This is a genomic window from Paraburkholderia terricola, from assembly GCF_003330825.1.
Classification (GTDB): Bacteria; Pseudomonadota; Gammaproteobacteria; order Burkholderiales; family Burkholderiaceae; genus Paraburkholderia; species Paraburkholderia terricola.
The window spans coordinates 926,284-945,535 of sequence record NZ_CP024941.1 but is presented as its reverse complement, the minus strand read 5'-3'; the positions used below and the strand labels follow the sequence as shown (position 1 = coordinate 945,535).

General features: G+C 60.2%; 16 protein-coding genes. 8 read left to right on the top strand and 8 right to left on the bottom strand.

Annotated features, from left to right (window positions below; translation table 11 throughout):
* Positions 1-12: 12 nt before the first annotated feature.
* Positions 13-351, bottom strand: a complete 339-nt coding sequence (gene glnK, locus CUJ90_RS04100; RefSeq protein ID WP_062126765.1) for a P-II family nitrogen regulator — start codon at positions 349-351, stop codon at positions 13-15.
* Positions 352-484: 133 nt separating this feature from the next.
* Positions 485-2,197 carry an NAD+ synthase gene (locus tag CUJ90_RS04095; RefSeq protein WP_114162047.1) on the bottom strand — a complete coding sequence of 571 codons (1,713 nt, stop codon included), beginning with the start codon at positions 2,195-2,197 and terminating at the stop codon, positions 485-487.
* A 134-nt stretch (positions 2,198-2,331) separates the two neighbouring features.
* Here CUJ90_RS04095 and CUJ90_RS04090 point away from each other — a divergent pair, with 134 nt between their 5' ends.
* The gene (locus CUJ90_RS04090) at positions 2,332-3,501 is read left to right on the top strand and encodes a GNAT family N-acetyltransferase (RefSeq protein WP_114163429.1); all 1,170 of its coding nucleotides are present in this window, start codon (positions 2,332-2,334) and stop codon (positions 3,499-3,501) included.
* Positions 3,502-3,510: 9 nt separating this feature from the next.
* Positions 3,511-3,837 (top strand): GIY-YIG nuclease family protein, encoded by a 327-nt coding sequence (locus CUJ90_RS04085; protein WP_114162046.1) that lies wholly within the window; start codon positions 3,511-3,513, stop codon positions 3,835-3,837.
* A 95-nt stretch (positions 3,838-3,932) separates the two neighbouring features.
* Here the strand turns inward: CUJ90_RS04085 and CUJ90_RS04080 are convergent, their stop codons facing one another.
* On the bottom strand, positions 3,933-6,026 hold the full coding sequence (locus CUJ90_RS04080; RefSeq protein WP_114162045.1) for an FUSC family protein: 2,094 nt from the start codon (positions 6,024-6,026) through the stop codon (positions 3,933-3,935).
* Between the two features lie 270 nt (positions 6,027-6,296).
* Positions 6,297-6,824: an inorganic diphosphatase gene (ppa, locus tag CUJ90_RS04075; protein ID WP_083085425.1), complete on the bottom strand. Its 528-nt coding sequence runs from the start codon at positions 6,822-6,824 to the stop codon at positions 6,297-6,299.
* Between the two features lie 262 nt (positions 6,825-7,086).
* Between ppa and CUJ90_RS04070 the strand changes: the two genes are divergently transcribed.
* From CUJ90_RS04070 to CUJ90_RS04060, 3 genes are all read left to right on the top strand, one after another.
* A complete protein-coding gene (locus tag CUJ90_RS04070; protein WP_114162044.1) occupies positions 7,087-8,526 on the top strand; it encodes an aldehyde dehydrogenase family protein in 1,440 nt (479 codons plus the stop codon).
* Between the two features lie 67 nt (positions 8,527-8,593).
* Complete coding sequence (locus CUJ90_RS04065; protein WP_114162043.1) at positions 8,594-9,352, top strand: SDR family oxidoreductase; 759 nt, start codon at positions 8,594-8,596, stop codon at positions 9,350-9,352.
* Between the two features lie 198 nt (positions 9,353-9,550).
* Entirely contained in the window at positions 9,551-10,870 is a 1,320-nt protein-coding gene (locus tag CUJ90_RS04060) for an MFS transporter (protein WP_073430753.1), read from the top strand.
* 121 nt (positions 10,871-10,991) lie between these two features.
* Here the strand turns inward: CUJ90_RS04060 and CUJ90_RS04055 are convergent, their stop codons facing one another.
* The 4 genes from CUJ90_RS04055 to CUJ90_RS04040 all read right to left on the bottom strand — a co-directional run bounded on the left by CUJ90_RS04055 (position 10,992) and on the right by CUJ90_RS04040 (position 15,431).
* Positions 10,992-11,636 (bottom strand): YajG family lipoprotein, encoded by a 645-nt coding sequence (locus CUJ90_RS04055; protein ID WP_114162042.1) that lies wholly within the window; start codon positions 11,634-11,636, stop codon positions 10,992-10,994.
* Between the two features lie 581 nt (positions 11,637-12,217).
* A complete protein-coding gene (locus tag CUJ90_RS32595) occupies positions 12,218-13,225 on the bottom strand; it encodes a fucose-binding lectin II (RefSeq protein ID WP_161553681.1) in 1,008 nt (335 codons plus the stop codon).
* 144 nt (positions 13,226-13,369) lie between these two features.
* A complete protein-coding gene (locus CUJ90_RS04045; protein ID WP_114162041.1) occupies positions 13,370-14,146 on the bottom strand; it encodes a fucose-binding lectin II in 777 nt (258 codons plus the stop codon).
* Between the two features lie 520 nt (positions 14,147-14,666).
* Complete coding sequence (locus CUJ90_RS04040; RefSeq protein WP_083085441.1) at positions 14,667-15,431, bottom strand: ParA family protein; 765 nt, start codon at positions 15,429-15,431, stop codon at positions 14,667-14,669.
* 331 nt (positions 15,432-15,762) lie between these two features.
* Here CUJ90_RS04040 and CUJ90_RS04035 point away from each other — a divergent pair, with 331 nt between their 5' ends.
* The 3 genes from CUJ90_RS04035 (at position 15,763) to CUJ90_RS32985 (ending at position 18,953) form a co-directional block, all read left to right on the top strand.
* Positions 15,763-16,257 (top strand): lysozyme, encoded by a 495-nt coding sequence (locus CUJ90_RS04035; protein ID WP_114162040.1) that lies wholly within the window; start codon positions 15,763-15,765, stop codon positions 16,255-16,257.
* Positions 16,254-16,676, top strand: coding sequence for a lysozyme inhibitor LprI family protein (locus CUJ90_RS04030; RefSeq protein WP_114162039.1), 423 nt, complete (start codon positions 16,254-16,256; stop codon positions 16,674-16,676). The genes CUJ90_RS04035 and CUJ90_RS04030 overlap by 4 nt, the downstream gene beginning before the upstream one ends.
* Before the next feature lie 468 nt (positions 16,677-17,144).
* Positions 17,145-18,953: an AAA family ATPase gene (locus CUJ90_RS32985; RefSeq protein WP_244219968.1), complete on the top strand. Its 1,809-nt coding sequence runs from the start codon at positions 17,145-17,147 to the stop codon at positions 18,951-18,953.
* Positions 18,954-19,252 lie beyond the last annotated feature (299 nt).

The window sequence follows — 19,252 nt, the reverse complement described above, 5'->3', positions numbered from 1 at the left end:
AAGCCGGCCCGCTCAAACCGCCGCTTCGTTTTCCTCGCCGGTGCGAATGCGGATCACACGCTCCACTTCCGCGACGAAAATCTTGCCGTCGCCGATCTTGCCGGTGCGTGCCGCGCCGATGATCGCGTCGATTACCTGGTCGCATTGGCTGTCGGCCACCACCACTTCGATCTTCACTTTCGGCAGAAAGTCGACGACATACTCTGCACCACGATAGAGCTCGGTGTGGCCTTTCTGCCGGCCGAAGCCCTTGACTTCGGTAACGGTCAGCCCCGTCAGGCCGACTTCAGCGAGCGCCTCGCGCACTTCGTCGAGTTTGAACGGTTTGATGACTGCGGTGATGCGCTTCATGGCGAACCTCGTCTCGTGTCTGGAAGAGTGAAAGGAAATTGGGTGATTTTTATTCTACGCCGCGCCGGATGCGTTGCGGCAATCCGGCTCGCTTCAGTCTCTTTCGGTAATGGGCAGCCGTTCTGCCCGAAGCTCACTCCACGGGCTCGGTGTAGCGCGACGTGATCGGATAGCGCCAGTCGCGGCCGAACGCGCGATGCGTGACGCGAATGCCGATCGGCGCCTGACGGCGCTTGTACTCGTTGATCTTGATGAGGCGCGTGACGCGCTTCACGTCGTCGACCGCATAGCCCGCGGCGATGATTTCGGCGAGGGAACGATCCTCTTCCATGTACATGCGCATGATCGCGTCGAGTACTTCGTACGGCGGCAGACTGTCCTGGTCGGTCTGATTCTCGCGCAGTTCCGCCGAGGGCGCGCGCGTCAAAATCCGCTCGGGAATCACGTTCTGCTTGCCGAACCCGGTGGCCTGGTTGCGGTAGTGGCACAACCTGTAGACGAGCGTCTTGGCGATGTCCTTGATCACCGCAAAGCCGCCGGCCATGTCGCCGTACAGCGTGCAATAGCCCACCGCCATCTCGCTCTTGTTGCCGGTGGTCAGCACGATCGAGCCGAACTTGTTCGACAGCGCCATCAGCAAGGTGCCGCGAATGCGGGCCTGGATATTTTCTTCGGTGGCGTCTTCGGCGCGGCCCGCGAATTCATCCGCCAGCGCGTTGCGGAACGCGTCGAACATCGGCGCGATCGCGATCTCGTCGTAACGCACGCCGACGCGGCGCGCCATGTCGGCGGCGTCGGTGGTCGAGATGTCCGCGGTGTAGCGCGACGGCATCATCACCGCGCGCACCCGCTCCGCGCCGAGCGCGTCGCATGCGACCGCCAGCACCAGCGCCGAATCCACGCCGCCCGACAGGCCGATCAGCGCGCCCGGAAAGCCGTTCTTCTCGATGTAGTCGCGCACGCCCATCACGAGCGCGGCGTACACCTGCGCTTCGAGCGACAGCTCGGGCGCGATCGCGGCCGGCAGCGGCTTGCCGCCTTCGAACTCGACGATCGCGGTGGTTTCCTCGAACTGCGCCATCTTCGCGACCAGTTCGCCCTTGTCGTCGAGCACGAACGAGCCGCCGTCGAACACCAGTTCGTCCTGCGCGCCGACCATGTTGACGTAGACCATCGGCAAACCGGTTTCGCGAATCCGCCCGCGCAGAATGTCGAAGCGCACCGCTTCCTTGTTCAGGTGGTACGGCGAGCCGTTGGGAATCAGCAGCACTTGCGCGCCCGCCGCCTTCGCCATTTGCGCGGCCGACGCATGCCACGCGTCCTCGCAGATCACCACGCCGTACTTCACGCCGTCCAGTTCGAACACGAAGGGCTGCGGGTCGGACGCGAAGTAGCGCTTCTCGTCGAACACTTCGGTATTGGGCAAATCCTGCTTGCGATAGGTGCCCGCCACTTCCCCGCCGACGATCAGCGAGGCCGCGTTGAACGTGTCGACCGGCGGCACGCCGCGCTCGATCGGCGCGTTTGCATTACCATGACCGTGCCCCGCGCTGTGCGACCCGGCGTGCGCCACCTCGCGCAGCGGATGGCCGACGATCACATGCAAGCCGGCGAACGGTTTGAGTTGCGTGGCGAGGTCGGCCAACGCCGCCGCGCTCGCGGTATAGAACGCGGGGCGCAGCAGCAGATCTTCGGGCGGGTAACCGGACAGCGCGAGTTCAGGTGCGATCAGCAGCTTCGCGCCGCCTTCGTGCGCGACACGCGCGGCGGCGACGATCTTCGCGACGTTGCCGGCGAAGTCGCCGACGGTGACATTGATTTGAGCAAGAGCGATTCGGGTCTTCATGGCAGGATCGGCAGGCAAGCCACGAGCGGCTTGCGAGTACCGCGGCCTTGCGGCTCGACGGAACGGACAAATCGAATAAACGAACGACGCGCCGCCTGAAGCGCCGCGTCGCTCATTGGGAACAGTCACACAGATTGAATCAGGAACGCTTTGATTATCGCACGGGCATTCTGGCGTCGCCCTCCGAGGTGGACGCCGCGGAATGGAATGCCCTCCTCGCGCGGCAGCAGCAGCCCACGCCGTTTCTGCGGCATGAGTTCTTGAGCGCCTTGCATGCGGCCCAATGCGCGGTCGCCGATACCGGCTGGGCGCCGCAATTCGTCACGCTCACCGATCCGCGCACGGGCAAGCTCGCGGCGGCCGCGCCCGTCTATCTGAAAGGACACTCGTACGGCGAGTACGTGTTCGACTGGGCCTGGGCCGACGCCTACAAGCGCAACGGCCTGCCCTATTACCCGAAGCTGCTGTGCGCGGTGCCCTTCACGCCGGTGCAGGGCAACCGTCTGCTCGCCGCCGATACGCACGCGTTGCGGCATCTGGCGGCGACCTTGATGGCGTTCGCCGAGCAAAGCGACGTCTCGTCGCTGCACGTGCTGTTTCCCACCGAAACGGAAGCGAACGCGCTCACCGAGATGGGCATGATGCAGCGCGAGGGCGTGCAGTTCCACTGGCTGAACGACGGCTATCGCGACTTCGACGATTTCCTCTCGACGCTCGAACAGAAGAAGCGCAAGAACATTCGCGCCGAGCGCCGCAAAGTCCACGAGGCCGGCGTGACGATGCGCCGGATTCGCGGCGAGGACATCCAGGACGCCGACTGGCGCTTCTTCAGCAAGTGCTATCGGCAAACCTATCGCGAGCACTTTTCGAGTCCGTATCTGAATCTGGATTTCTTTCGCATGATCGGCGCGTCGATGCCGGAGAACCTGCTGCTCGTGATCGCCGAATACGAAGGCAGGCCGATCGCCAGTTCGCTCGTGGTCTACCAGCGCGATGCGCAAACCGGCGGCACGCTGTACGGCCGCTACTGGGGCGCGCTGGAACACGTGCCGTGCCTGCACTTCGAAACGGCGTACTACCAACCGCTCGAATTCTGCATCGAGGAAAAACTCGGCGCATTCGAGGGCGGCGCCCAGGGCGAGCACAAGATGGCGCGCGGCTTTCTGCCCACGGTGACGCGCTCGGCGCACTGGCTCGCGCATCCGGCCTTCGCGGATGCGGTCGGCCACTTTCTCGCCAACGAAAAGAACAGCATCCACGCGTATGTGGACGAGCTGCGCGAACACAATCCGTTCAAAGGCTGAAGCGCTTTTATGCCGTGGTTTCTCTATCTGCTCGAATGCTCGGACGGCAGCGTTTATACCGGTATCGCCGTCGACGTGGAGGCACGTTTCGATAAACACATGAGCGGCGTAGGCGCGCGATATACACGCTCGCGCAAGCCGGTGCGCGTGCTGGCGTCGTTCGAATTGGCGGACCGCTCGAGCGCTTCGCGCGCCGAGTATTGGGTCAAGCGTTTGTCCGCTGTTGAAAAGCGTGCGCTGGCCGCGGGGCTGCGCACGCTGGAATCGGCGTTGCCGTTGCCCGAGCCGGAGCCGCTCGCCGATGACGAAACGGAACAGGAAACCGGCGCTTCGTGACGGCGCTTTGCCTTGGCTGCGGGATGCGTGCCCGCGCTTCGTGCTCCGCGCGAATCACGCATCAGATCGCCCCGCATCCCGCTCGCGACGGCTCGCTACCCTCTCGCCTCACGCATCCGCTCAGTCAACAGCCGCTGCATCAGCGCGAGTTCACCCACCGCATCGGCCTCGAGCGACGTCAACTTGTCCCGCGCCGGAAGCTCGTGGCGGATCGGCCGTAGCGTCCGCTCCAACGCGGCGTCGATGTCGGCGCTCACGGCGGCGATCCACATGCCGAGTTCATCGTGCCTGTCGCGCCGCATCGTACTCAGGCGCAACTGCGTCGCGGTGCCCGCCATTCTTCGCAACAGACTCAGCACCGTCAGCGTCACGGTGTCGATCATCGAGTCCTCGAGTTTTTCGAGGCGAACGCGGCCGATCGCTTCCTCCGCGTTATTGCTGCCGAGTCCCGCGGCTCTGCGCAAGCGCTCCATGTCCTTGTCGCTGCGGCGCGGCGACTCCAGCGCCGCGCTCAGATACTCGACGTTGGCTCGCACCGCCCCGCTCAGATAAGCGCGGTAGTCGGCCTTTTCACGCGTCGGCCACAGATAGAAGGTTGCGACGAGCGCCAGCACGCAGCCGAGCACGTTGTTGCCGAGCCGCGTGAGCGCGAAGGCAAGCTCGCTCGCGCCCGGCGTCGCGAAGTCGGCGACGAGCACGAAGGTCGGCGTGAGAAACAGCACGAAGAGGCTGTAGCTGACGGGGCGCAGCGCCATCGTCGCGACCACCAGCGGAAAGACCGCGAGCGAAATGCCGAGCGGCGAATGAATCGCATAGCCGATGCCGGCCGCCAGCACGCCGCCGACGATGCTCCCCGCCGCGCGCTCGATACTGCGCGGCCAGGTCGCTGCAATCGACGGTTGCAGTATCAGCAGCGTCGCCATCGTGGCCCAGTAACCGAACGGCAACCCCAGCGCGCGGATGACGAGAAAGCCCGTCGTCGTCGTCACGCCGACGCGCGCCGCATGGCGCAAGCCGACGGACTCGGTCGTGAGATTGGCCTTGAGCGTCGACCCGATGCGCGTCAGCAGTCTGATGGCGCTGTCGGTCCAGCGTTCGGGCGGCGCGCACGCCGGCGCGAAATCGACCAATTCGAAGTCGGACTTCAGCTTCACCGGCTCGATCAGCGCGCTTTCGAGACGCCGCGCGAGGCGCCGCAAGCGTTGTTGCATATCGGCGAGACGCTGCCACTGCCCTTCATTCGCGTCGGCGCCGATTCTGCGCAGCACGTTACCCATGCCCGTGAGCAATCGCGCCGCGCGTTGCGCGCGCCGGGCGTCGCCGGGGACTTTTTCGCTCGCGCCCGAAACGGCGATCAGATAGGCGAACAGCGCCTCGCCTTCGGTGAGCAAGCTGAGAAGCGTGTCGTAGGTTTCGCGCCCGCCCGTTCTCGACGCGGGCACGTTCGCCACCGCCTTGCGGGCGCGCTCGAGCGCGGCGCGGGCATCGGCGCGAAATTTCGCGGCATGCGTGGCCCACTCGCCGGGCGCCGCGCGCTGTTCGAGCAGACGGGCGCTGTCCAGGGCGATGTCGGCCAGTCGCAGATAAACAGCGCGCAACGACGCCCGGCTCATGGCGAATGGATGAATCCGCCAGATGGTGAGGCTGAGCACGACCGCGAACAGGCAGCCGATCAGATAGACGCCGAGAAACGCCAGGCCTTCGCGCACGTCGCGCATCGGCCTGTCGACCATCACGACGCAAGCGGTCGCGGCGAGGATCGTCACCTGCGAGGTGGCGGCGCCCCAGATGCGGCCGAATCCGCCGAGGCTCGTGAAGATCAGCACCGCGAGCGCCGCCCATATCGCCCCGGCGCCGGAAGCAAAGGCCGTCAGGCCGCCGCATACGGTGGAGAGAAGCGCGAAGCCCATCATCGACGCGAAACGCGCGCGATTCGAGCCGGCCGCGTCGGCGAGACAGGTCCAGAAGGCGCCGATCGCGGCCCACGCGAAGGTCGGATCGTGCAGCACATTGCCGACGGCCAGCATCGCCGTGGACGCGCAAGCCGCTCTCAACCCTTCCGACAGATTGGCCTCGCTCGCGGAAAACGACACCATCCATACCGGACGCTTGCGGTAGATCGCGGTGACGATGGCATACAGCCGGCTCGACCAGCGTGGCGACGATGCGGTGGACTTGCGATTCAGCATCCGGACAGTGGGCTCCTAAAACACGCATTGGCGCGGCGTCTGCGCGGAGTGATGCCGCGCGATTAACGAAGCTGCGACAGGCGACAGATCATAAGGGTTTACACCTAACTATAAAAATGGCTTCGGTTCATGCGGGCGATGCAATACGTCTATGTGCGTCGCGCAAGGCCAGGCGGGCGGCACGCGCATGCCTGGCAAGCCCATTAAAAAACCGCGCGGCCCTTTCGGGCCCGCGCGGTTTTCGTCATGCCAGCAGCGTGGCGACGCAGCTTACTTCTTGTAGTTCGCCACGCCTTCGCTGATTTCCTTATGCGCGGCTTCGACGTCCGCCCAGCCCTCGACCTTCACCCACTTGCCCTTCTCCAGCGCCTTGTATTGCTCGAAGAAATGCTTGATCTGATCTTTCAGGTACGCGGGCACGTCGTCGATCGACTTGAGGCTCGCGGTCATCGGGCAGACCTTGTCGTGCGGCACGGCGATCAGCTTCGCGTCCACGCCCGATTCGTCGGTCATTTGCAGCATGCCGAGCGCGCGTGCGCGCACCACGGAGCCCGCCAGCAGCGGGAACGGCGTGATCACCAGCACGTCGACCGGGTCGCCGTCGCCCGACAGGGTTTGCGGAATGAAGCCGTAGTTGGCCGGATAGCGCATGCCCGTGCTGATAAAGCGGTCGACGACGAGCAGGCCCAGGTCCTTGTCGGCTTCGTACTTCACCGGGTCGCTCTGCGCCGGGATTTCGATGATGACGTTGAAATCTTGCGGAAGGTCTTTGCCTGCGGGGACGTGATTGAAGCTCATGGGCGCTCTCTGATCAGGATGGAATTCGGAACACGGCGTGCGGTGCGTGAGCCCGGGCGGCATGCATCGTGAGAAGCTCGCCTGGAGCCGCGGCCCCGCGGCCGGACAGTGCGGAATGCGCCATTATAGCCAATCGGCCGGTGGCACCCGTCGCCGGATCGGCGCGATAATCGTCCCGCGTCTCTCGATTGTGCCTCTCGTTTGTGAACACTGCGTATCCGGCCCCTCGTCAGTGCCGGCTGCGCGATCTCAAGGAGCATGCATGGAAGAAGCCCGACACTTCATCGGCGGCGAATGGTCCGCGGGATCAGGCGGCGAGACGATCGCCGTGCTCGATCCCTCGGACGGCCAGCCGTTCACCCAGCTCGCGCGCGGCACCGCCGCGGATATCGACCAGGCGGTGCAGGCCGCCCGCCGCACGTTCGAAGGCGCATGGGGCGAGGCGAGCGCCGCCGAACGCGGCCGCGTGCTCTACCGGCTCTCGATGCTGGTCGCCGCCCGCCAGGAGGAACTTGCGCAACTCGAAGCCCGCGACACCGGCAAGCCGCTCAAACAGGCGCGCGCCGATGCGGCCGCGCTCGTGCGCTACTTCGAGTTCTACGCGGGCGCGGCGGACAAGCTGCACGGCGAAACGCTGCCTTATCAGGCCGGCTACACGGTGCTGACGATCCGCGAGCCGCACGGCGTGACCGGCCACATCGTGCCGTGGAACTATCCGATGCAGATTTTCGGCCGCAGCGTGGGCGCGGCGCTCGCCGCCGGCAACGCGTGCGTCGTCAAGCCGGCCGAGGACGCGTGTCTGTCCGTTCTGCGTGTCGCCGAACTGGCGGCCGAGGCAGGGTTGCCGGCCGGCGCGCTGAACGTCGTCACAGGTTATGGGCACGAGGCGGGAGCGGCTTTGGCATCCCATCCGGGCATCGATCACATCTCGTTCACCGGCTCGCCCGAAACCGGCAAGCTGGTCACGCAAATGGCCGCCGAAAACCACGTGCCCGTCACGCTGGAACTGGGCGGCAAGTCGCCGCAAATCGTGTTCGCCGACGCGGATCTCGACGCGGCGCTCCCCGTGCTCGTCGCGGCGATCGTGCAGAACGCCGGGCAAACCTGCTCGGCGGGCAGTCGCGTGCTGATCGACCGGGCCATTTACGAACCCTTGCTCGACCGTCTGAGCGACGCGTTTCACGCGTTGCGCGTCGGTCCTTCGCATGCCGATCTCGACTGCGGGCCGCTCATCAACGCGAAACAGCAACGGCGCGTGTGGGACTTTCTCTCCGATGCGCAGCACGACGGCATTCCGATGGCGGCGCACGGCGAAGTGATCCCCGAAGCGCCGCAAAGCGGCTTCTATCAGGCGCCCACGCTGCTGCGCGACGTGCCCGCCGGCCACCGACTCGCGCGCGACGAAGTGTTCGGCCCGGTGCTCGCCGCGATGTCGTTCAGCGACGAGGACGAAGCGCTCGCGCTCGCCAACGGCACGCAGTTCGGCCTCGTGGCCGGCATCTGGACACGCGACGGCGCGCGGCAGATGCGTCTCGCGCGGCGCTTGCGCTCAGGCCAGGTGTTCATCAACAACTATGGCGCGGGCGGCGGCGTCGAGTTGCCGTTCGGCGGCGTCAAGCATTCGGGCCACGGGCGCGAAAAAGGTTTCGAAGCGCTGTATGGCTTCACGGTGCTGAAAACCATCGCCATTCGTCACGGCTAGGCGGGGTTGATTAGGCACTGGGTTCATCGCAAACGCATCACCATTCACAACAAACAGCGGAGACATCATGCGGTTGACAGGTAAAACAGCCATCGTCACAGGTGGCGGATCGGGTTTCGGCGAAGGCATCGCGAAGACCTACGCGCGCGAAGGCGCGAACGTCGTGGTCAACGATCTGAACGGCGCGGCCGCCGAACGCGTGGCGAGCGAAATCGCGCTGGCGGGCGGCAAGGCGATCGCAGTGCCGGGCAACGTCGCGCAACAGGACGACTGGCGCAAGCTGCGCGAAGCCGCGCTCGAAGACTTCGGCAGCGTGCAGATCGTCGTCAACAATGCGGGCACGACGCATCGCAACAAGCCGGTGATGGAAGTGACCGAAGCCGAGTTCGACCGCGTGTATGCGGTGAACGTCAAAAGCCTCTACTGGAGCGTGCAGGAATTCGTGCCGTACTTTCGCGAGCAAGGCGGCGGCTGTTTCATCAACATCGCGTCGACGGCCGGCGTGCGGCCGCGGCCGGGCCTCGTCTGGTACAACGGCAGCAAGGGCGCGGTGATCATCGCGAGCAAATCGCTTGCCGTCGAACTGGGCCCTGACCGCATTCGCGTGAACTGCGTGAACCCGGTGATCGGCGAAACGGCGCTGCTCTCCGAATTCATGGGCGTCGAGGACACGCCGGAAAATCGCCAGCGCTTTCTCGCGGGCATTCCGCTCGGGCGGTTCTCCACGCCGCAAGATATCGCCAACGCCGCGCTGTATCTGGCTTCGGACGAAGCGGAGTTCATCACGGGCGTGTGTCTCGAAGTCGACGGCGGGCGCTGCGTGTAGGTGACGCGTAGGTGGCGCGCAAGTGACGCGCAGGTGACTTGTAGGCGGCGTCCAGCTTGCCGCCGCGGGCCGTCGCACGCGCGGCCCGCTTGCAATGTCAGTGTTTTCCCCCGGTATCTATTCGTCATGCAAGCCATTCCGCGCGGATAGAATCGGGCGACAGCGGCACTTCATTTCCACAAGAAAAGAGGAGACATCATGGCCAGTCCCGCAGATCCGCTTCACCATCCCGGCGCGGGTGCGCCGCCTTCCAGCTTCGAAGAGGCCACCTACCGCAAAGTCGGCTGGCGGCTGACGCCGTTCTTGATGCTCTGCTACGTGGTCGCGTATCTGGACCGCGTCAACGTCGGTTTCGCCAAGCTGCAAATGAGCGCGGACCTCGGTCTGAGCGACGCCGTATATGGCTTCGGCGCGGGGATTTTCTTCCTCGGCTATTTCATCTTCGAAATTCCGAGCAACGTGATCCTGCACAAAGTGGGCGCGCGCGTGTGGATCGCGCGGATCATGGTGTCGTGGGGCGTGATCTCGATGCTGACGATGTTCGTCACCACGCCCACCATGTTCTACGTCATGCGCTTCCTGCTCGGCATCGCCGAAGCGGGCTTCTTCCCCGGCATCATCCTGTACCTCACCTACTGGTATCCGTCGCACCGGCGCGGCCGCATGACCACCTGGTTCATGACGGCGATCGCGCTGTCGGGCGTGATCGGCGGTCCGATCTCGGGCTACATCATGAAGAGCTTCAACGGCGCGAACGGCTGGCACGGCTGGCAGTGGCTGTTTCTGCTCGAAGGCATTCCGTCGGTGCTGGTCGGCATTCTGGTGTTCTTCATCCTGGACGACCGCATCGCGAAGGCCAAGTGGCTTACCGCCGAAGAGAAGGAGTTGCTCGAGCGCCATGTGTCCGCGGAGGAAGCCACCAAGCACGACATGCCGATCCGCCAGGTGCTCACGAGCGGGCGCGTGCTGATGCTGAGCCTCACGTACTTCTCGTTCGTGATGGGTCTTTACGGCGTGAGCTTCTGGTTGCCGACCATCATCAAGACGACCGGCGTGACCGACGCGTTCGCGATCGGCTTGTTGTCCGCGATTCCGTTCGCGGCGGCCGTGGTGGCGATGGTGCTCGTGTCGCGTAGCGCGGACCGCCACCGCGAGCGGCGCTGGCATATCGCGTTGCCGGCGTTCGCGGGCGCGATCGGGTTGATTCTTTCTGTTGTGTGGACGCACAACACGGTATTGGCGATGGCTTCGCTCACGCTCGCCACGATGGGGATTCTCACCACGTTGCCGCTGTTCTGGAGTTTGCCGACCGCGATTCTTGCGGGTACGGGCGCGGCGGCCGGGATTGCGATGATTAATTCGATTGGGAATCTGGCGGGCTTTCTCAGTCCGTATGCGGTGGGGTGGCTCAAGCAGGCAACCTCGGCGAACGATTCGGGGATGTATATGCTGGCCGGGTTTCTCGTGCTTGGCGGGTTGCTGGCGATTAGTGTGCCGGCGAAGATGGTTAATAAGTGAGTGGCGGCGGCGGTTTTTGCTGGCGCTTCGCTGGTCCAGATACCGGTTGCGGTTCTGGACCAGCGAGCTAGACGCGCTTGCCGTCTTCATGAGGAGCGAGGCGGCTCGCTCCTCGATGGACCTACTTCCCGCTTAACAGATCCTTGGTCCGCAGCGTAATCGCCGACAGGCCTTTTTCCACGATCTCCTGCCAGTCGCTGGCAACCACGACTTGCTTGGATTCGCTAACGCGCGTCTTGACGGTCTGCTCACCATGAAGCGCGCCGACATCGCCTGACAACTGCAGTTCCGACTTCTGGTTGGTTGAGATGGACCAGAAGCCGGGCTGGAACCATGCCCAGAAATCGATGATTTGCGCCGTCACCGGAGTGGCGGCGGCAAAGTTGGGGTCGTCCTGCTTCACGACGATGTAGCCGGCCTCCTGAAAGCCGGTAGCCAATGCGCTTTCAACGAGGCCGGAGACCGTCTTGCCTTCGGGAAGCACCACGTCGCCGAGCGCCTTGCCATAACTGTTTCTCTTCCGACCGATCGCGCGAGCTTTCGACGCATCGCTAGAATCTTCAGCCGGATCCAGTGACGCCATGTCGGCGCTGGGAGGGGCGACGGTGAACGTGCGTTTGTCCTGTACGGAATCAATGCGTACGTATTTCCCCGTTGCAGGATTTTTGCCTTGAGGCGCGGAGACCTCGACAGTTGTCCGGCCTGCCGCGCATCCGGCGAGAATGGACACGGCGAGACCATAGATAGCGATTCGACCCAATAGCATGATTGTTTTACCCCTAGTTGAAGATTGATTGTTTTAATTGCCAAACCAAACGTTCGACGGTGCGGCGCGAGAAGATGGATGCGCTTGAGCTGATTCCGCCGGATCGGAAGAATATCGTGATTCTCGTTCGGTAATCCGATGGTTCGGCATTATTCCAACTTCTGGAGGTCTTTTTGAAAAGAAGTGTCGAGGAGAAGCTTCTTGCTCAAAATCTCTCTGGAGCATTGATATGCGTCGGCTGTTTATGCTTGCGCTGTTTCTGATGTGTTTCCCAGCTTGCTCTCGCGGAGCCGCCGAATTTTAATGCGGGACTAACTTATGTAATGGTTGCCGACACGACCGCGCCAATCGAGTTCTGACAGATCGTCCGCGGCTTCGGCCCAAGCGACTCATGGCCACCGCTCCTCCGGCATCAACGACCGTCAGGTGCAGTCGTGACTGACACAGTGCAATCCTGTTTCCGCGAGGCCGGCGCCATGCAACGTGCGAGTGCGGCGTGACCGCACTCGCCTTACCCGATACATCAACCACGACTTAGCGCGTCAATCAAACCATACATGTCGCGCCGACCAGCATAATCGCTAGGTCTGTTGGACCGGCCAGCTAAGAAAGACGATAGCGGCGTTGTAGTCGTTGTCGTTACGAGTGCCATCGTCCGACCCAACAAACCCGAAGGAAATTGTTTTGCCGCCAGAAGGCTGGATATCGACCTGGCTCGATACTATTTTCGACGGTTTGCCGTTTGCCGACACAGTGATGCGGACTATCCCCGTACTGTCTGCATCAAGGATCGTCGTTCCTATGCTGCGAATACCGTCCGCTCCCGGACCTGACAGCGGACGCGGCTTTTCGGATTGGCCGACATATATTTCAACCGTCTGTTCGGAGGTGGATTCGGCCAGCGCCGTTACGCTAAACCTCGTGCCCGGCGGAAGCTTGAACGTGCCATCCCCGACTTGGGTATGAGGCTGAGGTGTCGAAACAGGCCCAGGCCCTACGTTCGTTTTGGGGGACAGCAGCGCCTGGAGAGCCGAAAGGTCGACCGACAACGTACCGTCGGCTGAGATCTCCAGGCCTTGACCTACCTTGATGCCACCAAGCACCGTTGCGGAAGCATGGGGCAGCACATAAGGCTTGGTGGTCTGATCCGGATTCGCGCCGCCCGGAACAGCGAACATCGATTGAGCGGTTTCATCATTCGTGTTGATCGCGTAGGCATCGACGATGGTACCTGCCTTTACAACCAGGTACGTACCGCTCTTCTGTGTTGCATTGCGGCACCGGATGTCCATATTGGACTTGTTAATGATGAGCCACTTGCCTGTAAGGACCGGGATCGTACAGAGCGGACTACCCGAATCATGACCGGTCCAGTACAGCACGCGGCAATTGTACTCAGCCTCCGACAAGGTCCAGTCATAGTGCATCCAGTCACGAGTACCAAAGTCCTGCATCGTGCTAGGCCAGCCGCTTGCCAATTCTTCTGGCTGGGACATCAGTGAAACACCGCCGAATACTCCTGCGGCCTGACTGCCGATCGCAGCAGGCGTTTCTTGTTGCTTTTGACCATTCTCTGACTGTTGCGTCATTTTTCCACTCCGAAGTTAACATTGGGTACTTCTACCCGGCAACTTCACGCGCTGGGCACGTCACTCCTGCTTGACCTTATGCGCCTTCTGACAAGTTCACCCCGGCTGGATGAAGGAGATCTCCCCCAGCAACCGGACTGGCGTCTAGCCAAGAGGCCAGTTGAGAATCGCGAGACAGTCGTTGTAGTCGTTATCGGTGCCATCCTCCGATCCGAGGAGCCCGAAGTAGATTGTCTGATTCAGGTCGACTTGACGCGACATCACCTTCGACTGCTTGCCATTTGCCGTCACGGTAAGGCGAACAACGCCGGTACTGTCGGATTCGAGGATCACGGTGCCCATCTGACCATCCTGAGTCCCCGGCTTGCCGGTCAGGGTGTAGGGCTTCGGATTGTCGCCGATGAAGACGGCGATTTCCTGAGGTGTGGCCGAGTTCACAAGCCCGGTCACGCCAAACCTCGTATTCGGCGGAAGTTTGAAGGTACCGTCCCGGACGTTGGAGCTGGGAATCGATCCAATCAACTGGAAGTAGCAAGATGGGTCGATGTCCTTCTTTCCCGGAATGAGAGCGTTATCAACGTCCTGATTTGATCCAACGGAGACATAGAGTCCGTTATCCGCCTGCAGCACTAAAGAGGGAGAGGCGGGCGCGTACTGATATGAGAACACGCAAAACTCATCGACGGTCTTTTTCGTGGCCAGAATGCAGTCGTTGCTTGAATGTGGAAATAGGCCGCTGATCCTCGAGAGATAAAGCCCATTATCCGCAAGCAAGGTGATCTTACCCGGCGCTACGACTTGCACCGTGAATTTGCCAAAAGAATCCACGCCTGGCTTTGTGGCCAGTATCAGGTTCGTGGGCTCCTCCCTGCCAACAAATAACCCGTTACTTGCCTTGAAAGAAATAGTGCTCGAATCCATGTCCGTCTCCTGATTTGGAATGCGCGCGGACGTTGACTTATTGCTTTGAAAATAGCCCGCCGCGCGGTTGCTGTGACGCGATGAACGAAGTTGCAGCCCCGTCAATAGCGGAGACTACCGTACGCAATCAACAAAAAGAGCCTATCTAAATTGATGGCTTGTAATTGCCAGGAAGCGGTATGCGGAACCCTCGACAGGTCCCGGCGATCACCGCGGACTTTGGAAAGGTCCAGCCGGCAAAGCCATTATTGAGGTCGAATCGAAGATGCGCTGCGTCGCATCAAAGACGAGATATTCGTCAGCGAGCGGCTGCTATCGGGAAGACTGACGGTCCCTTGGGGGTCGGGCACAGCGGCTCGGCGACGGACAAAGCGGCGGTTCACCAACTTTGCTCAACTACGGTCGGTTAGGGGCCGAAACTGCGCCCCTAATCCGACTTCGGCATGCCCGATATTTGAGCAAAACCAACGTTTGGATATTCGTTCCATCTCGGCCGAACCCGGCCGTCTGCCGATTCCCGCTATCCGGCCAATTCACGATGCAAGGCCCGATACTCCTGCGAAAGTTTGTGTCCAGGATCGAGGTGAATGACGGGGGTCGCCTGCTGATGCGATTCGCGGATCTTCACGGACGAAGACAGCCGCGAAGCCAGCACCGGCAAGCCTTCACTGACGAGTTCGTCGACCAGCTTTTGAGGCAGGCTCGCACGAGGCTGAAACTGGTTGATGACAATCCCCTCCACCTCCAGTGCGACGTTGTGATCCTGCTGGATCTCCTTCACGTTTTCCAGCAACGTGTAAAGCGCGCGACGGGAAAAGTCATCACAGTCGAACGGGATCAGACACCGCTCGACGGCGATCAGCGCGGAGCGGGTGTAGAAGTTCAACGCTGGCGGCGTGTCGATATAAACCGCGTCATACATGTCGAGCTCGTTGAGCGCGTCACGCAACTTGTAGATCTTGTAGCGGGATTCCAGTTTGCCGTGCAACGCGTCCAGGTCAGGATGAGCGGGCATGATGTCCAGATTCTCAAACGGCGTCGGATGAATGAATGACGTTACTTCTACGGGCCGGAAGCTGAACGTTAGCGCGGTTTCAAAGAAGCCAGCGACGGTGGGATGGGCCTCGCTGGCCTGCGGGCCGAGCAGGTATTGAGTTGAATTCGCCTGGGCATCCAGGTCGATAACCAGAGTGCGCAGACCTTCGCTGGCGCTGATGGCCGCAAGGTTGCAGACGATGGTCGATTTGCCTACGCCACCTTTCTGATTGAATACGACGCGCCGCATATTCTCCCCTTGAACGGAAGCTGTCCCGAAGGCGCCAGCATACCTGAGTCAGTCGGCTGGGATGGATGTGGGCGGCTATTTTCCGGCATGGGTCGTTGTGTCGTTGAAGGGGAAAGCGCGTCAGCGCGGTCGATGGGGTAGGCATATGCCGATCGTAAAGAACAGTGACCCGGCAGGAGCGAACACTAGCCATACGCTATGGCCCCTCAGCGTGAAACTCCGATACTGCGGCCCCGATAATCTGCACTAGTAGTGACAAGTCATAGTCAGCAATCCCTTTCTCCGCTGACGAATGATAGAGTCTTGTCGACTTGGTCTCCGCGAGGAAACGATGCCGAATGAATCATTGGGTCTCAGCCCTGCCGGCTGGGCGGATTTGCGCCGTCGGGAAGGTGCCGTGATGAGCTACTACAACGATGTGGCGAACAACTGCACCTATGGAGTCGGCACACTTGCTCACCTTGGTTTCTGCACGCCGGAAGAACTCCAACGTCCGGTGTCAGTCGCGCAGGTCAATGCGCAACTTGCCACTAAGGTCCGACTCACGGAGCAGATCGTTCGCCGCAATGTGCGAGACCGCGAACTCACGCAGGCGCAGTTCGACGCATTGGTGAGCTTTGTCTATAACTCAGGGGAAGCCGGATCGCGTGACACGTTTGTTGCCGCCAATAGTGGCAACGATAGGCTGGTTGCAAGCAACATGGCGCTCTGCGTCTATGTGCATCCGCGCGATACACAGGGACGCCGCCTGCCGCCGCGCCGCGTAAATGGGCTTGTCAACCGCCGCCGCGAAGAGGCTGCGCCATTCGCTCAGGGGGCGCGATGAGAGTCGCTTTCGTGGCTCTCGCGCTCGCGTGCTCTTCTGCATTTGCTGGCACACCACCTGATCCCGCTGACGTTATCTCGCGGCAGAGCGGTCTGCCGGCGAGCGAGGTGCAAGGCATGCTGGCGAACTGTGACGCAAACCAGACGAGCCTGAACTTTTGTGCATGGCGCGACAAGGTGGTCGCTGAACAGAAACTGCAAGACGTTGTTGACGAGAAATCCGCGAAATCGCCAGGCTGCAAAGCGCGTCTGGATAAGAAGATCGCCGGGTGGAAGAAACGACGCGATGCGAGTTGCAAGAAGGCCGCCGAGGCGGAAAACGGAGGCGGTTCCATCGTGCCTGTGGAAATTGCCGCCTGCCAGGCTGCGGAGACCGATCGGATGGCGAAGATAGTTGGGGCTAGTCGGCGATGCAACTGACTGATGCGCTGATGCGTAGTTGGTAGTGGTTGTTTCTGGGGACTGGGGCTTGGTCGTCACTTCGACAGTCCTTCAGAGGTCGTTCGGTTGATCGGCCGACTCAAGCGCGACATTTGATTACGGTCGGTTGATCGGAGACTGCCGCGATTTGTCTCGGTTCGGCGGGAAGGGACGGTTCGTTCGCGAAGTTGCGTCGTCTGCTACGCCCTCGAAATAAGACATTCACGTGAACCGGGTCGCGTACCCTGCAAAAACCAAACTCTAGTCCAGCGCGAATGGCATCCGAGAACGAGTTAGTGCCGGTCCCGGGCGAACTGCTTGCACGTTCCAGAAAAATTCCATAAATTCCCTCCAAACAAGCTGCGCAAAAACATGGGCATAAGTTGGCGGCGCCACACGTAGCTGAACTCGTAGCAGGTCAAACATGCAAAGCTTGACTACCTTGCTTCATCAAAAAAAGAGGTTTGAATGTACCTGAAAAATATTGAGCTCGAAAACAACGGTCCAATCGATTATATAAACCTGACGCTACACGAAGGGCATGAAAATCCGAAGCCGATAATAATCGTCGGAGAGAATGGTTCTGGAAAAAGTATTTTGCTTTCCCATATCGTTAATTGCATGATCGCAGCGAAACAGGAAATTTTTGAGGATGTAGAAGTGGAGAGAGGGAAGGTATATAAATACAGAAGCCCGTTGTACGTAAAAAGTGGAAGTTATTATTCATTTTCCCAAGTTAACTTCTCCGCATCCGTCAGCGTCACCGAGTGGCAGTTACTGCAAAGCCGGAGCGATTTCGAGCAGAACTTGGCTTACACTCCGGCACGCCAGAGTTGGCCTCAGATTCCAGAAAACGAGGCGTCGCATTTTTCGTCTAATTTCGCGAACTATAGAAACGACGTCGAAAAAATGGTGAAGCAACAATGTAATCTGTATTTTCCGGTGAATCGATTTGAGGACCCGGGTTGGTTGAATGTCGGAAATCTGACTTCTCGAGCGAAGTATACAGATATAAAGAGGATTTCTGGCTATTCTAATAGAAACATAATTTGCACCTCTCCGTTACGGGAAAACAGAGATTGGCTATTGGACGTGCTTTTTGATCGACAAATGTACGAATTGCAAATGCCGACCCTGATGTTGCCAGCCAGCGAGAACCAGCCGCCTCAAATGTTGAGAATATTTGGGGGCTATAGGGGGCAAAGCAATGCGATCTACGAGGCGATTTTGCGGCTTCTTAAGGTTGTCTTGCGGGAAGAGGGTAATATTCGCTTTGGGATCGGCAACAGAAAGCAGCGCCAAATTTCAATTATCAAGGATGAGGCGGCGTGGATTCCCAATCTCTTCCAGCTGTCGACTGGAGAGGTTCAGCTGTTGAATCTTTTCTTATCAATTTTGCGGGATTTTGATTTGTCAGACGCAAGCTTTAACGAGCTCGCAGATGTGAAAGGTATTGTGGTAATTGATGAGATTGATGCACACCTTCATAGCGGCCATCAAATCGACGTGCTTCCTGAATTAATTGCTTCTTTTCCGGGGGTTCAGTTTATTGTCACCACTCACTCCCCTCTTTTCCTTATGGGGATGGAGAGGGCTCTTGGTGAAAATGGCTTCAAAATCATTGATATGCCCAAGGGCAATCAAATTGTTTCATCCGATTTTTCGGAGTTTGTTTCTGCGCATGATGAATTTAAGAGAACTGAGAGATACAGAGAGCAAATAGGCGAGGAGCTGATCAGGTTATCTAAGCCAATCGTGTTTGTTGAAGGTGATTATGATGTTCGATATCTGAACCGTGCGGCACATTTTCTTGGTAAAGAGGATGTTCTGGCTCGTGTTGAGGTGAGAGATGGGGACGGCTTTGGAAACCTAGATAAAATATGGAAAAGTTATAACAATCATATTTCCACGGTTCTTCCCGGGAAGGTTATCTTGATGTACGATTGCGATATAAGTAAGCAAAACGCGGACAACAGTAAGATTTTCAGGCGGGTTATGCCGACGATCCAAGAAAATCCGGTAAAAATAGGAATTGAGAACCTATTTCCTCCTGCCACTATCGAAAAACTTGAAGCGGCGAATCCCCGCTTCATAGACGTACGTCCGCAGACTTTAAGCAGAATTAGGGGCGAAGAAGTCGTCCAATCTGCGGTCACGTCGGTGAACAAGGATGAAAAACGCAATGTGTGCGATTGGCTTTGCTTGAATGGGCAGCAGGAAGATTTTGCTAACTTCCAAGTGATATTCCGGATTATTGAGGAAATCGCTGCGGCGTAGCAGTTCGCATGAGGCTGCGCGGGTAGCGCACGACGGACCGGCATTCGTTGCGTACTGGAGGCGAATTGTCCGACTCGTGTGTGCTCATCGATTTGCCAAGATAGATGCCACTGCCGTCCGGTTCGTATGGAAAAGCGGACATCCGGGGTGTCACGGCAGTCGTCGCTTACGGGTCGACCCAGTCCCCCGCATCGTTCAAAAACAGCCAACCAAACCACCACCTAAACCGCATCCGACACCACCAGAATCCCGCACACCCACCTCGCGCCCTACCCGCCCTTATCCCTTCAGCCAACCCG

Bases quoted from the DNA above. Each gene is read 5' to 3' on its own strand.
- glnK (WP_062126765.1), bottom strand. From the start codon at position 351: ATGAAGCGCATCACCGCAGTCATCAAACCGTTCAAACTCGACGAAGTG.
- CUJ90_RS04040 (WP_083085441.1), bottom strand. From the start codon at position 15,431: ATGCGGCGCGTCGTATTCAATCAGAAAGGTGGCGTAGGCAAATCGACC.
- CUJ90_RS04085 (WP_114162046.1), top strand. From the start codon at position 3,511: ATGCCGTGGTTTCTCTATCTGCTCGAATGCTCGGACGGCAGCGTTTAT.
- CUJ90_RS04080 (WP_114162045.1), bottom strand. From the start codon at position 6,026: ATGCTGAATCGCAAGTCCACCGCATCGTCGCCACGCTGGTCGAGCCGG.
- CUJ90_RS04070 (WP_114162044.1), top strand. From the start codon at position 7,087: ATGGAAGAAGCCCGACACTTCATCGGCGGCGAATGGTCCGCGGGATCA.
- CUJ90_RS04095 (WP_114162047.1), bottom strand. From the start codon at position 2,197: ATGAAGACCCGAATCGCTCTTGCTCAAATCAATGTCACCGTCGGCGAC.
- CUJ90_RS04030 (WP_114162039.1), top strand. From the start codon at position 16,254: ATGAGAGTCGCTTTCGTGGCTCTCGCGCTCGCGTGCTCTTCTGCATTT.
- CUJ90_RS04045 (WP_114162041.1), bottom strand. From the start codon at position 14,146: ATGGATTCGAGCACTATTTCTTTCAAGGCAAGTAACGGGTTATTTGTT.
- CUJ90_RS04060 (WP_073430753.1), top strand. From the start codon at position 9,551: ATGGCCAGTCCCGCAGATCCGCTTCACCATCCCGGCGCGGGTGCGCCG.
- ppa (WP_083085425.1), bottom strand. From the start codon at position 6,824: ATGAGCTTCAATCACGTCCCCGCAGGCAAAGACCTTCCGCAAGATTTC.
- CUJ90_RS04035 (WP_114162040.1), top strand. From the start codon at position 15,763: ATGCCGAATGAATCATTGGGTCTCAGCCCTGCCGGCTGGGCGGATTTG.
- CUJ90_RS32985 (WP_244219968.1), top strand. From the start codon at position 17,145: ATGTACCTGAAAAATATTGAGCTCGAAAACAACGGTCCAATCGATTAT.
- CUJ90_RS32595 (WP_161553681.1), bottom strand. From the start codon at position 13,225: ATGACGCAACAGTCAGAGAATGGTCAAAAGCAACAAGAAACGCCTGCT.
- CUJ90_RS04065 (WP_114162043.1), top strand. From the start codon at position 8,594: ATGCGGTTGACAGGTAAAACAGCCATCGTCACAGGTGGCGGATCGGGT.
- CUJ90_RS04055 (WP_114162042.1), bottom strand. From the start codon at position 11,636: ATGCTATTGGGTCGAATCGCTATCTATGGTCTCGCCGTGTCCATTCTC.